The sequence below is a fragment of the Pueribacillus sp. YX66 genome, from assembly GCF_041725775.1.
Lineage (GTDB): Bacteria > Bacillota > Bacilli > Bacillales > UBA6769 > Pueribacillus.
On record NZ_JBEUEL010000033.1, the window covers coordinates 17,558 to 30,702 of the forward strand.

General features: G+C 38.7%; 13 protein-coding genes. 11 read left to right on the forward strand and 2 right to left on the reverse strand.

What is annotated here, in order from left to right; genetic code table 11:
* Positions 1 to 58 precede the first annotated feature (58 nt).
* Complete coding sequence (locus ABU914_RS12740) at positions 59 to 1,531, reverse strand: BCCT family transporter (RefSeq protein ID WP_379670104.1); 1,473 nt, start codon at positions 1,529 to 1,531, stop codon at positions 59 to 61.
* Positions 1,532 to 1,787: 256 nt separating this feature from the next.
* On the opposite strand from ABU914_RS12740, the gene ABU914_RS12745 reads away from it, so the two are divergent.
* Both ABU914_RS12745 and namA read left to right on the forward strand, forming a co-directional pair.
* Positions 1,788 to 2,738: a phosphotriesterase family protein gene (locus ABU914_RS12745; protein WP_379670105.1), complete on the forward strand. Its 951-nt coding sequence runs from the start codon at positions 1,788 to 1,790 to the stop codon at positions 2,736 to 2,738.
* Position 2,739: 1 nt separating this feature from the next.
* Positions 2,740 to 3,777: an NADPH dehydrogenase NamA gene (gene namA / locus ABU914_RS12750; protein WP_379670106.1), complete on the forward strand. Its 1,038-nt coding sequence runs from the start codon at positions 2,740 to 2,742 to the stop codon at positions 3,775 to 3,777.
* A gap of 308 nt (positions 3,778 to 4,085) precedes the next feature.
* Here the strand turns inward: namA and ABU914_RS12755 are convergent, their stop codons facing one another.
* Complete coding sequence (locus ABU914_RS12755) at positions 4,086 to 4,331, reverse strand: hypothetical protein (RefSeq protein WP_379670118.1); 246 nt, start codon at positions 4,329 to 4,331, stop codon at positions 4,086 to 4,088.
* A 593-nt stretch (positions 4,332 to 4,924) separates the two neighbouring features.
* Between ABU914_RS12755 and ABU914_RS12760 the strand changes: the two genes are divergently transcribed.
* The 9 genes from ABU914_RS12760 (at position 4,925) to ABU914_RS12800 (ending at position 12,787) form a co-directional block, all read left to right on the forward strand.
* The gene (locus ABU914_RS12760) at positions 4,925 to 5,842 is read left to right on the forward strand and encodes a ketopantoate reductase family protein (protein WP_379670107.1); all 918 of its coding nucleotides are present in this window, start codon (positions 4,925 to 4,927) and stop codon (positions 5,840 to 5,842) included.
* A 15-nt stretch (positions 5,843 to 5,857) separates the two neighbouring features.
* Positions 5,858 to 6,592, forward strand: a complete 735-nt coding sequence (locus ABU914_RS12765) for an MBL fold metallo-hydrolase (protein ID WP_379670108.1) — start codon at positions 5,858 to 5,860, stop codon at positions 6,590 to 6,592.
* A gap of 128 nt (positions 6,593 to 6,720) precedes the next feature.
* Positions 6,721 to 7,173 carry a hypothetical protein gene (locus tag ABU914_RS12770; RefSeq protein WP_379670109.1) on the forward strand — a complete coding sequence of 151 codons (453 nt, stop codon included), beginning with the start codon at positions 6,721 to 6,723 and terminating at the stop codon, positions 7,171 to 7,173.
* Between the two features lie 155 nt (positions 7,174 to 7,328).
* On the forward strand, positions 7,329 to 8,321 hold the full coding sequence (locus tag ABU914_RS12775) for an ABC transporter substrate-binding protein (protein WP_379670110.1): 993 nt from the start codon (positions 7,329 to 7,331) through the stop codon (positions 8,319 to 8,321).
* Positions 8,322 to 8,477: 156 nt separating this feature from the next.
* Positions 8,478 to 9,440 carry an ABC transporter permease gene (locus ABU914_RS12780; RefSeq protein WP_379670111.1) on the forward strand — a complete coding sequence of 321 codons (963 nt, stop codon included), beginning with the start codon at positions 8,478 to 8,480 and terminating at the stop codon, positions 9,438 to 9,440.
* Positions 9,433 to 10,227, forward strand: a complete 795-nt coding sequence (locus ABU914_RS12785; protein WP_379670112.1) for an ABC transporter ATP-binding protein — start codon at positions 9,433 to 9,435, stop codon at positions 10,225 to 10,227. Before ABU914_RS12780 ends, ABU914_RS12785 begins: the two co-directional genes overlap by 8 nt.
* Before the next feature lie 239 nt (positions 10,228 to 10,466).
* Positions 10,467 to 11,738, forward strand: coding sequence for a M48 family metallopeptidase (locus ABU914_RS12790; RefSeq protein WP_379670113.1), 1,272 nt, complete (start codon positions 10,467 to 10,469; stop codon positions 11,736 to 11,738).
* Between the two features lie 64 nt (positions 11,739 to 11,802).
* Positions 11,803 to 11,985, forward strand: a complete 183-nt coding sequence (locus tag ABU914_RS12795; protein WP_379670114.1) for a cold-shock protein — start codon at positions 11,803 to 11,805, stop codon at positions 11,983 to 11,985.
* 220 nt (positions 11,986 to 12,205) lie between these two features.
* The gene (locus tag ABU914_RS12800) at positions 12,206 to 12,787 is read left to right on the forward strand and encodes a TlpA disulfide reductase family protein (protein WP_379670115.1); all 582 of its coding nucleotides are present in this window, start codon (positions 12,206 to 12,208) and stop codon (positions 12,785 to 12,787) included.
* Positions 12,788 to 13,145 lie beyond the last annotated feature (358 nt).

The following is a 13,145-nucleotide window of genomic DNA, read 5'->3' on the forward strand; positions in this document are numbered from 1 at the left end:
CCTCCTTTCTAGTAAGGGATAATTAGAAGGTTTTGCCCTCGTTTTACACTAGGCTTCTTTACACTTCTTTTTTTGCTGTTTTATAAAAAGAAATTGCCATACAAAGGATAATGATGGAAAAGGGTAGAGCTGCAATGATTAGCATATTTTGGAATCCTTCAATTCCACCAGAGTACATGACAATCGCAGCCATAGATGCTAAAGTGAGTCCCCAAATTATTTTTACGATATTGGAAGGGTTTAACTGACCACCTGTACTGAACATCCCTAGGACAAAGGTTGCTGAATCCGCAGATGTAACGAAAAAAATGGTAATGACAATAATTGTAACAAAAGACAATACTGTACTAAGGGGATAGTGCTCATACATCCCAAAAGTTACTGTTTCTGTTGCTAATTCAGATAATTTTGCAATGTCATGTTGCTCTATGTTTAAGGCAGATACTCCAAAAACAGAGAAGAAGATAATCGTTACTAATGTTGGAGCGAGGAGTACCCCAGCTATAAATTGTTTGATCGTTCTTCCTTTTGATATACGAGCAATAAACATTCCGACGAAGGGTGCCCAAGAAATCCACCATGCCCAATAAAAAATCGTCCAATCATTAATCCACTGTCTTTGCTTTTCATGGATTGGTTTTAACTCAAAACTCATTTCAATAAAATTTCCAAAATAGTTGCCGATCGTTGTTGTAAACATATTTATGATATACATCGTTGGACCGATTAAAAACAATGCAAAAACGAGCACCGATGCCAGCCACATGTTGATTGAGCTTAAATACTTAATCCCACGTCCAATCCCAGTCCATGCTGATAAAATAAAAAGACATGTAGCAATTGCTAAAATGAGCAGTTGAAACCAAAACGCTTGGGGTGCGTTAAAAAGAAAGGTTAATCCGCTGTTAATTTGGGCTGATCCGAAACCGAGTGTAGAAGCAACCCCGACAATCGTCGCGAAGATCGCAAGTGTATCGATGATTTTTCCAGTAGTCCCACGCATCACTTTTTCACCAAATAATGGTACAAGCGTGGCGCTAATTAAACCAGGTGCATCTTTATGAAATTTAAAATAGGCGAGGACTAGTGCAACGATCCCATACAAACCCCAACCATGAAATCCCCAATGAAATGCAGCATACTGCAAAGATTCGATAATTGCCTGGTCGGTTCCTGGCTCTGCATTCGGTGCACTAGTAAAAGCATGGGAAATCGTTTCTGCAGTCGTAAAAAACATGAGTCCAATTCCCATCCCCGCGCTAAATAGCATTGAAAACCAAGCAAGCAAGCTAAATTCAGGTTCGTCATCTTTTTTTCCTAACTTGATTTGACCAAAACGAGAGAACATGAGAAAAATACAAAAAACAATCATGGCTACAATGACAAACATATAAAACCAGCCGAAGTGATTATAAATAAACACGGTTGTGAATGCTGTCACTTGATTTAAGTGGTTAGGAGTGAAGGAACCCCAAAGTACGATAACGATACAAATGATGATTGCATACCAAAAAACCTTTGTTATATTCACTGTAATATCCCCATCCTCTCTTTAAGTAGGATGGGCGATTTATTTATCATTATTCATATTTCAATCAAAAAGAAAGAGATGAACGGTTTATTAAAAAGTCGCTCAATCGCTATTTAGCTAAGTAAATTTCGTATCGTTAGATGCGAATGCTTAAGAAGTCCCACTTTTATCAAAACGAAGGTTGTAGAGTCACATCTAATTTTCATGTGGTATCATTAAATTAACCGTTTTCATAAAGAGAGAGGAGTGGTTAATGTTGGCTAACATTCAAGCAATTACAGGTGAAATGACGGAAGCTCAATTAGGGTGTACGCTCGTGCATGAGCATTTGCGTGTCCGTTCAGAGTCTGTCTACGTTCAATTCCCGCATATTTATAACGAGGATGAAGAATTACAGAAAGCTGTTAAACAAGTTAATGAAGCAAAAAAATGGGGTGTACAAACGATTTGTGATCCGACTGTCATGGAATTAGGACGAGACATTCGTTTTATGGAGAAAGTTGCTCATAAAACTGGGATGCAAATAATCGCTGCAACGGGTATTTATTCGTATCATTATATACCGACACATTTTCAAAATCGGGATGCAGATTACATGGCAAGTTTATTCGTTCACGATATTGAAGTTGGCATTCAGCAAACGTCGATTAAAGCCGGTTTTCTAAAGTGTGCAACAGATAAACAAGGTATCACACCCGATGTTGAAAAAGTGATACGCGCTGTCGCAAGAGCCCATCATCAAACCGGAGTTCCGATTATGACTCATTCACATCCTGCAAGCGGAACAGGACTTCTGCAGCTTGACATTTTGGAAGAAGAAGGAGTTCATCCGAGTAAGGTTCTAATCGGTCATTGTGGAGATACTGATGATGTTGATTATATTCTTCGTGTCATTGACCGCGGGGCGTTTGTAGGCATGGATCGCTATGGGATTATGAGAGGGATTAGTACAGAACAGAGAAATCGAACGATTGTTGAACTGGCGAAGCGAGGCTATGCTGAACGCATGTTCCTTTCACAAGACTATTGCTGTACAATTGATTGGTACGTGCCTGAGGCTGTGAAAAAGCTTAATCCAAATTGGTCGATGACGTTTTTGTTTGAAAGCGTCATTCCGAAATTAAAATCTGAAGGTGTAAGTGAAGAACAGATTGAGACAATGATGGTTGAAAATATAAAACGTTGGTTTGGAGGAGTGAATTCATAATATGGCTACAAAACTTTTTTCCCCGTATACGGTTGGAGATCTTACGTTGAAAAACCGGATTGTCATGTCCCCAATGTGTATGTATTCTTGTACGAATGAAGATGGAAAAGTGATGGATTGGCATCGGATTCATTATCCAGCCCGGGCTGTTGGTCAAGTCGGCTTAATTGTCGTTGAAGCGACGGCAGTTTCTCCTGAAGGACGCATTTCTAATTACGATCTAGGTATTTGGAGCGATGAACATATAGAGGGGTTAAAAGAACTTGTGAGGCTCGTTCATAATCAAGGCTCACATATCGGAATTCAAATTGCTCATGCTGGTAGGAAAGCGGAAGTTGACGATGAAATCATTGCGCCTTCGGCGATTCCATTTCAAGAGCATATGAAAACACCGAAGGAAGCAACACTTGACGATATCAAACGAACAATTAGCGCTTTTCAACAAGCTGCTCGTCGTGCGAAAGAAGCGGGTTTTGATGTTATTGAAATTCATGCTGCACACGGCTATTTGATTAACGAATTTTTATCTCCGTTGACGAATAAGCGAACCGATGAGTTCGGGGGAAATGAAGAAAATCGTTACCGTTTTTTAAAAGAAACGATTGAAGCTGTAAAACAAGAATGGGATGGCCCGCTTTTTGTCCGAATTTCTGCTTCAGACTACGACGAAAACGGGAACACACCAGAGACGTACATTAAGTATGCGAAATTAATGAAAGAGCAAGGGGTTGATTTGATTGATTGTAGCTCCGGTGCTGTCGTTCCGGCACGAATTCCTGTTTATCCCGGTTATCAAGTAGCATTCGCTGATCAAATTCGAAATGAAGCTAATATTGCCACGGGTGCTGTCGGTATCATTACAACTGGTAGTCAAGCAGAAGAAATTTTGCGAAATTATCGTGCTGATCTTATTTTCCTCGGTCGTGAACTATTAAGAAATCCATACTGGCCCCATTATGCAGCGAGGGAATTGGGCTATGATTTAAAAGCGCCGACTCAATATGAGCGTGGTTGGAGAGTGAATCGATTTAGAAGGTGAAAATGTGTGCCTTGCTACTACCACTGTGTTGTTTCTACAATTTCTTACAATTTCTGTCCCGTAGTACCGCCTAGTTTCGTTCAATTGAGAAACGGTACAAAACATTTTGAAATGAAGTTATTATTTTAATGAGATCGGGTATACAGTTAAATCGATACCCCATACAGCGGGGGAGTAAGTTATATATTATGAGAGTGATAACAACGATTGAAAAAAGATTAATCCATAATCTAACTTTTACCATGTCTCCAATTTTAATATAGCCTGAACCAAACACGACTGCATTTGGTGGTGTACCGATGAGTTTCTCAAGACCACTGACAGAAGTAGCGTAGGTGATTCTTAGCAAAGTGATTTACTAAAAGGAAAATCCTCTTTACTAAATGACTTTCCTTCGTTTTCCATCGCATCGCTAATTTGATAAGTCTAATCGGTACCATCATCATCGCTGTGGCGGTGTTTGAAATCCACATTGATAAAGATCCTGTGGCAACCATAAAACCGAGAATTATTTTATCTGTACTCGCGATCGCTGAAATGATTGAAAGTGCGATTCGTTTATGTAAATTCCATCGTTCTTACGCAAGAGCAATAATGAAGCCTCCCATGAATAAAAAAACCGTATCGTCACCATAAGCAGAAGCAGTTGTTTTACTCTCGACTGCTCTAGTCAATGGGAATAAAATAATCGGTAACAGTGAAGTTGCTGGAATCGGGATTGCTTCTGTAATCCGCCATGTTGCAATTCAATGTGTACTCGAAGGATTGCGAGTCCTTCTTTCGATAATCCTTCAGGCTCGAAAAAAAGCTACGTGATTATGAACAAAAGCGGACTTAAAATAAGACTAATAAATTGACGCTTCGAATAAAAGTGAAAATGTTCTGTTCCTGAGCCATTTGAATGTTTTTTCTGTGAACCGTGAACGCTTTCTGTTTGCCTGTTTGAGGTTACCATAAATACTTTATTATGCTCATTCCAAATGGATTCCTAAACATGAAAAATGAATTGTCCTTTCATCATTCTCCTCCCTAGTCATCCTTCTATATATGATGTACCCGTTTTGTTTTTTAACACGATGTCATGATTGATATTCTAAAAGCGGTTTCATACGCTTAAACTATAAGGAAATAGAAGGGAAGAGCATTAATGAACATAACCGTAATCGGTGCAGGAGCAGTCGGAGGGTATTTTGGTGGACGTTTACATGAAAGTGGGGAAAACGTGACATTTCTCGTTCGCGAACGTCGTTTGCAGCAACTAGATGAAAAAGGGTTAAAAATTAATAGTGTAAATGGAGATACAACGATTGATAATCTTCAACTTGAAACAGATGTTGCAAAAATTTCTCATTGTGACCTCGTTCTTTTATCTGTGAAAGGTTATCATCTTGACGGTGTTATTCCACAATTGGAAGTTCTCGTACAAAAAGGTGCGAAAATTTTACCACTTTTAAATGGGGTCGAACATTACGATGTGCTTGCAGAAAAACTCGGTCGCGATGCAGTTCTCGGCGGGCTTTGTTTTATTATTACGACATTAGATCATAATGGCCATATCTTACATACGAGCAAACAGCACGGAATGATTTTTGGCCCGCTCGTAGAGGAGCAAAAAGAAGTTTGTGAACGGTTTAGTGAACGTACGAAAAAGGCAAATTTCGATGATACGTACTCTGTTAATATTTTAAAAGAAATTTGGAAAAAGTACGCGTATATCGTAGCGTATTCAGGTGTTACGACAGCGAGCAGACTAGAAATAGGACAGATTCGTTCAAATGAAGAAACGCTAGCGTTGTATAAAGAATCAGCGGATGAAATGCAGCAACTTGCGAAGGCTTATGGAATTGATCTAGGTGATGATTTCGGTGAAAAAACAGCAAAGCAAGCATTCGATTTACCAGAGCAAGCAACGTCATCGATGCATCAAGATTTTCGCAAAGGATTAACATTAGAAGTTGAAAGTCTCCAAGGAGGAGCATTGCGCCTTGCAGAGAAAAAAGGTTTGGATCTTCCGATTGTTCGAACACTTTATCGGTTAATCAAACCTTATGAACAAGCAAATTAAAAGGATGGTGGTTTCATGAAAGTAACCGTTATCGGTCAATGGGGCGGGTTTCCGAAAGTGAACGGAGCAAGCTCGGGTTATTTGTTTCAATCTGACGGCTTTAATTTGCTCGTTGATTGTGGAAGTGCCGTTCTTTCCAAACTGCAACAATATATTTCGGTTGAACAATTAGATGCGGTCATATTATCACACTATCATCACGATCATGTAGCCGATATCGGACCGCTTCAACATGCACGGCTCGTGAAACGGTACATGGGAGTTCAGCAACAGACGTTACCAATCTACGGTCATTCGCTAGATGAAGCTGAATTTTCTCGGCTAACTCATGATTCCGATACGATTGGTGTTGCTTACAATCCAGATGAATCACTGCAACTTGGTCCGTTTGAAATTACGTTTCAGCGGACGAAGCATCCAGTACCTTGCTTTGCAATGAGGATTACAGACGGGTCTTCGACTGTTGTATATACAGGGGATTCTGCATACATCGAACAGTTTAAAACGTTTGCTGAACTGGCTGATTTATTTATTTGTGAATGCAATTTTTACGCTAATATGGATGGAAGTTCAGCAGGCCATATGAACAGTGTGGAAGCAGCATCCATTGCAAAAGAAGCAAATGTCGAAACATTGCTACTAACGCATTTACCGCATTTTGGGAATGTAAATGATCTCGTTTTACAAGCAAAGAAAATTTTTGCAGGAAATGTTATTCTTGCAGAAGAGAGTTTAAGTTGGGGGAATTAAATCATATGACGTCAACTTTCTTGCTGTAGAAAGTTGACGTTTTCATATTGTCACCAACTATTTTTCAAAGAATATAAATGAAGCAGGTTTTATTTTAGCTAGAACTGTTGCTTAAGGAGGAGGGGAAAGTGGACAACAATTGGCAAGATCTTCATCCGTTTGCAAAATTGAACGAGCTGAAAAAGTTAAATGAAACTTTTGGTGAAGACTTTTCCTCTTTCGATCATTACATGAATAAAGTATTTTCCGAGGTAATGTCTTCTTCATTTTTCCCCAATATTAAGCAAGGGAAACAAAAGGAGAAGAAATTTGAACATCACATATTTAATCTGCATGATTTTGTCGTTGTTCGCATGCCGATAGCGGAAAATGTGAAGTTAACAGATGCCAAAATTTATCATACTTCATCACAGCTAACACTTGAAGGGATTCCGAAAAATGGGGATAAGCATACAATTAATTTGCCATCACTAGTTCAACATAAGAAGACGAAAGCAAAAATTAAAAATAATATGTTAGAAATTAGTATGATGAAAGTTCAAGATAATCGTCTTACTCATATTGATTTACATTCGATATGAGTTTTTTAATGAATTCATTGTTATCAATCTAGTATTTTTGACTCGCTTTTGATTGACCTTAACTAGAATATATGCTAGCATAAACTATATATTTTTACACTTTAAAGCATTTTTGCATTTAAGAGACAAAGAATAAATAAAATGGGGGTCGAATCATGCTAAAACGATGGCAAAAAATTGTTGGAGCTTCTTTTCTAAGTCTAGCTTTGCTAGCTGCATGTGGCACTTCAGACAAGGAAGAAACAGCTGGTGGAGACGAAGCGTCTGACAAATTTACAATCGGTGTTTCACAATTTGTCACACATCCGTCTTTAGATGAAGCAACGAAGGGGTTCAAACAAGCAATTGAGGACAGCGGATTAGATGTAGACTTCCTTGATCAAAACGCACAAGGTGATCCGAATAACGCTGCTACAATTGCACAAAATCTCGCTGGGGATGAAGTCGATTTAATCTTTGCGAACGCAACTCCAAGTGCTACAGCTGCGTTAAACGTAACGAAAGAGATTCCAATTATATTTACATCTGTAACAGATCCACTGGATGCGAAACTTGTCTCTTCAATTGAAGAACCAGGTGGAAATGTAACTGGAACAACAGACTCTCACCCTGACGCAATTCCGAATACAATTAATTTTATTGATGAGCAAACAGATGCTAAAAGTGTTGGGGTCATTTACAATGCAGGTGAGCCGAACTCGGTCGTTCAAATGGATGCCGTTGAAAAAGCTGCTGATGGCACTGATCTAGAAGTAGTAACAGCAACGGTTTCAAACTCCAATGAAGTAAAACAAGCAGCTGAATCAATGGTTGGCCGTGCTGATGTATTTTTCATCTTTACTGATAATACGGTTGTATCGGCTTTAGAATCAGTCATTGGTGTTGCGAATGATAAGAAAATTCCATTGTTTGTTGGAGAACTTGATTCCGTTGAACGCGGTGGTTTAGCTGCATACGGATTTAGCTACTATGACATCGGTTATAAAGCTGGCGAAATGGCAGTTCAAATCTTAAAGGGTGAAAAAGAACCGTCTGAATTAGCAGTAGAATATCCTCCAAAACTAGACCTTGTTATTAATAAGGAAGCAGCTGAAAAAATGGGTGTTGAGATTAAACCTGAGTGGGAAGATATGGCTGAAATTAAATAACAGCACAGAAGATACAGCAGGGATAGACTGGTACCTGTCAGTCTATCCCTTTCTTCTGTAAAGTTTTGTTGAAAAAGAGGCTGACATTAAATTTAGTCTCTTTTTGAGCAAGACTCAATTTTACATTTTTAACCTCATAAAAGGAGGAAACATTTTATGAGTACTGCACTATTTGGTTCTTTGCAATCTGGTATTCTTTATGCCCTTATGGCGTTAGGTGTATATTTATCATTTCGAATCCTCGATTTTCCAGACTTAACCGTTGACGGAAGCTTTGTAACAGGTGGTGCAGTTGCAGCTTCCATGATCGTTAGCGGGGTGCATCCGGTTTATGCAACGCTTTCAGCAATTGTAGCTGGATTTATTGCGGGTTGTATAACAGGAATTCTCCATACAAAAGGGAAAATAAATCCGTTGTTATCAGGAATATTAATGATGATTGCTCTATACTCTATCAATTTGCGGATTATGGGGAGGGCGAATGTGCCACTTTTAAATGAAGAAACGCTTTTTACAAAGCTCGCTTCGTTTTGGGAAAACTCAGCAATTGCAAATGTTTTTTCCGTTGAATGGGCAATTCTATTTACGATGACATTAATAACATTTGTAGTTAAGTTCCTCGTTGACACATTCCTTAAAACGGAAATAGGTCTTGCTATCCGGGCGACGGGCGATAACAAACGGATGATTCGCAGCCTTTCCGCTAATACTGATTGGCTTATCATTCTCGGGCTCGGCATTTCTAATGCTCTTGTAGCATTAAGCGGAGCGTTTGTTGCGCAATATAGTGGATTTACAGATATTGGCATGGGCATTGGGATGATCGTTATCGGACTCGCTTCAGTGATTATCGGTGAAGCGTTGTTCGGGACGAAAACGATCGTCCGAACTACACTTGCAGTAATCGGCGGTGCGATCATTTATCGGATTGTCGTAGCGCTCGCACTTCGTGTCGAATTTCTTGAAACCGGAGATATGAAGTTAATTACAGCGGTTATCGTTATTTTTGCACTCGTTGCACCAAAAGTGCTTGACAATTTTAAAGAAAAACGTCGCAGAAAACAAAGACATGCTCGACAACTCGCGAACAATCAGAAAGATGGTGAGCGACTTGCTTAAATTACAACAGATTGACAAAGTGTTTAATGAAGGTACGATTGATGAGAAGATCGCTCTTGAACAAGTGAATCTTCAATTAAAGCCGGGTGATTTCGTTACAGTGATCGGCAGTAACGGTGCTGGAAAATCAACGTTGATGAACATTATTTCAGGAGTGCTCATTCCAGACTACGGTCATGTTTCAATTGACGGAAAAAATGTGACGAACTTACCGGAGTTTAAGCGTTCACAGCTAATTGGTCGCGTTTTTCAAGATCCGATGGCAGGGACAGCACCAACGATGACCATTGAAGAAAATCTTGCAATAGCTTATTCACGCAACAAAAAAAGAACGTTAAGACGAGGCGTAACGAAAAAGAGGAAAGAGCTTTTCCGAGACTTTCTCGGAACGCTTCACCTCGGTCTAGAAAATCGTCTGAATGCTAAGGTCGGTTTGTTGTCAGGTGGGGAACGGCAAGCATTATCATTGCTTATGGCTACATTTACAGATCCTAAAATTTTGCTTCTTGATGAGCATACAGCTGCACTTGACCCGGCCCGCGCTGAGTTGATTACAAATTTGACGAAAGAGATCGTTGAGAAAACGAAATTAACAACGTTAATGGTGACGCACAATATGCAGCAAGCTCTTGATCTTGGTAACCGTCTTATCATGATGGATAAGGGACAAATTATTTTAGATATTGATGAAGAAGAGAAAAAAAGTTTAACAATTGAATCGCTACTTGAGGAGTTCCAACGCATCCGTGGTGAACAAATGGCTAGTGACCGCGCAATCCTTGGCTAACAGCCTAACGAGAAACGCTCGTAGACAGTTGTTGCTTGCCTCGTTCGTTCCCTCATGAACGTAGGTGATTCAAGTCTTCGCACGACATGTTTGAAGTTGCTAATTATAATTTTTATACACCCTTTGCCTTTGACAGGAGAACGAGTTCCCTGTCTTTTCTTTTTGTTCTAAAAATGGACAAGAAGCTTAGACTAGTAGTAAAAGAAAAGTTTCTTATCAGGCTTGAATGGAGGGTAAATATGGCAAAAAGAACAAAATGGTTTCTGTTGATTTTAAGCGGATATGTAATCTATGGACTCATAATGGCTTATTATTTATACATCGGCACAGACAATACACTTCCGGCAACCTATGAAGGAAGTTCGGCTGATCCGAGCCTGTTTATGACAGAAGATGAGCAATTGTTAAGTACAGATTATTCACGGCTAAGAAATTTACTCTTTTTTTTAGCCATTCCTTATGATTGGATCATTTTTTTGCTTGTGCTTATCTTTGGGATTTCTATTTATTTTCGTCGGCTCAGTGAAAATGTAACACGCTTCTTTTTTATGCAAACGGCTTTATATGTTTTTTTACTCACTCTCATTAGTTCAATTCTTTCATTTCCACTAAGTTTAGTGAGTCGCAAGATTTCGATCTCTTATGGCATTTCGACACAGTCATTTCAAAGCTGGATGCGTGATTATATAATTGATTTTTGGATCGGTTGGCTAATGATGACACTGATGGTTTGGGTTATTTATTTGTTTATGAAGCGGTCTGAAAAACGATGGTGGTTTAACGTTTGGTTGCTGTCTGTTCCATTTACAATATTTCTAATGTTTATAAAACCTGTGATTATCGACCCGTTATACAACGACTTTTATACATTGCAAGATAAACAATTAGAAGAACAAATTCTAGCCTTGGCAGCAGAAGCAGATATTCCAGCAGATCGGGTATATGAAGTGAATATGTCGGAAAAAACGAATGCGCTTAACGCATACGTCACAGGAATTGGTTCGAATTTGCGTATCGTTCTTTGGGATACGACGTTAACTAAATTAGAAGATAAAGAAACACTTTTTGTTATGGCGCATGAAATGGGACACTATGTAAAACATCATTTATATTTAAACGTACTCGGCTCAATCATCCTGTCGTTTTTCGGGTTATATTTTGGTGCTAAGCTATTTCGAATCTGTATGAGTCGATACGGGGAACGATTTAGATTAAACTCACACGCTGATATAGCGACTTTGCCCTTGTTACTGCTTATCTTTTCGCTGCTTTCGTTTGTAGTTAGTCCGGTTGATAATGCAGTATCACGATACCACGAAAAAGATGCTGATCGTTACGCTATTGAGCTAACAAAAGATAAACAAGCAGCAATCCAAGCGTTTCAAAAGTTAACAGCGACAGGATTAAGCGAGGTTAATCCTCCAAAGTTAGTGAAGTGGTTTCGGTACGGTCATCCGACAATGTTAGAACGGTTGATTTTTTTGGAAACGTATGAAGACTCGTCACCATGATATTTCGCATATATTTCCAGATTAGGGTATACTATAAGTTAGAAAACGTTAAGGGGGAGAAAACTTGGCTTTTTCACGAAGGCAAGATGAACCGATTCCCGAAGTCGAAACGGATGTATGGGCTTGTCAAAGTTCTGAATGTGTAGGTTGGATGCGAGATTCTTTTTCATTTGCTGCAGAACCAACATGTCCATTATGTCAATCCGAAATGAAAAAAGAAGTACGTATTTTACCAGAGTTAAAATAAAAAGCAGCTGAATAAACGCTGCTTTTTATACATTCTGGCATTAGTATCAAAAGCTGATATAAGCAAAACTTCACAAGTGTGTCCGTTCGTCATACACCTCGTTTTCCCTCTTTTTGAAAATTGTATGAATCGTATATCATATGCTTGTTTGTTTCTCATATTCGACACAAATAGAAAAGGGCAGTATGATAAAATGTGTTTGCAGAGGGAGGTTGGACGGATGAAAATAAAAACGATATTGGCGGTTATTTTATTAACTGTGTTGGCTATTTTTGTCGTACGAGAAATCGTTGTTTCAAATGAAGATGATAAGAATTTAAACGATGAACAAATCGAAAGTACGGCAGATATGGAAGCTATACAAGAAACGGGTTTGCAAATTGGAGAAACCGCTCCAGATTTTACGTTAACCAATTTACAAGGAGACGAGATGACACTTTCTCATTTTCGTGGCAAAAAAGTGGTCTTAAATTTTTGGGCATCTTGGTGTGGTCCTTGTCGTTCGGAGATGCCTGATATGCAAAAGTTTTATGAAGCAACGAGCGATAAAAATATCGAAGTCTTAGCAGTAAATTTAACACACTTTGAAAGACAACGTGAACATGTTGATGAATTCGTTAAAGAATTTGGGCTAACATTTCCAATCCCGTTAGATGTTGATAACAAACAATATGAAGCGTACAAAGTGCTAACGATTCCGACAACCTATTTTTTAGATGAGCAAGGAATCATTCAGCAAAAACATTTAGGTCCGATGACATATGAATTTATGGAGGAAATAATAGCCTCAATAACTAAATGATTTTTTGCCGCCCGTTGCCCAAGGTAGGAGTAACGGGCGATTATGCGTATAAATCGATTTAATAAAAGCAAAAAAAACCCTTTAAATGTGGGGGAACATTTAAAGGGTTTGGAAAAGGGTTAACTTTATAAAAATGTAAAAAGGGGGATTTACTTACATTATTCCCGTTTATAAAAAAGTTAAACCTTTTTTATAAATAAATTTAGACTTGCGGTGATATGTCAAGAGAAAAATAATTAAATATTTGATTATCAGGTACCGTCAAGAATTTTGTGTAAGTCGATAGGGCTCTCACTTGAACTGTCAATATAATGGTGCTTAAGCAACCTTAACAACTATACAAAAAATGTCAGAAGGT

Bases quoted from the DNA above. Each gene is read 5' to 3' on its own strand.
- namA (WP_379670106.1), top strand. From the start codon at position 2,740: ATGGCTACAAAACTTTTTTCCCCGTATACGGTTGGAGATCTTACGTTG.
- ABU914_RS12760 (WP_379670107.1), top strand. From the start codon at position 4,925: ATGAACATAACCGTAATCGGTGCAGGAGCAGTCGGAGGGTATTTTGGT.
- ABU914_RS12765 (WP_379670108.1), top strand. From the start codon at position 5,858: ATGAAAGTAACCGTTATCGGTCAATGGGGCGGGTTTCCGAAAGTGAAC.
- ABU914_RS12775 (WP_379670110.1), top strand. From the start codon at position 7,329: ATGCTAAAACGATGGCAAAAAATTGTTGGAGCTTCTTTTCTAAGTCTA.
- ABU914_RS12780 (WP_379670111.1), top strand. From the start codon at position 8,478: ATGAGTACTGCACTATTTGGTTCTTTGCAATCTGGTATTCTTTATGCC.
- ABU914_RS12790 (WP_379670113.1), top strand. From the start codon at position 10,467: ATGGCAAAAAGAACAAAATGGTTTCTGTTGATTTTAAGCGGATATGTA.
- ABU914_RS12800 (WP_379670115.1), top strand. From the start codon at position 12,206: ATGAAAATAAAAACGATATTGGCGGTTATTTTATTAACTGTGTTGGCT.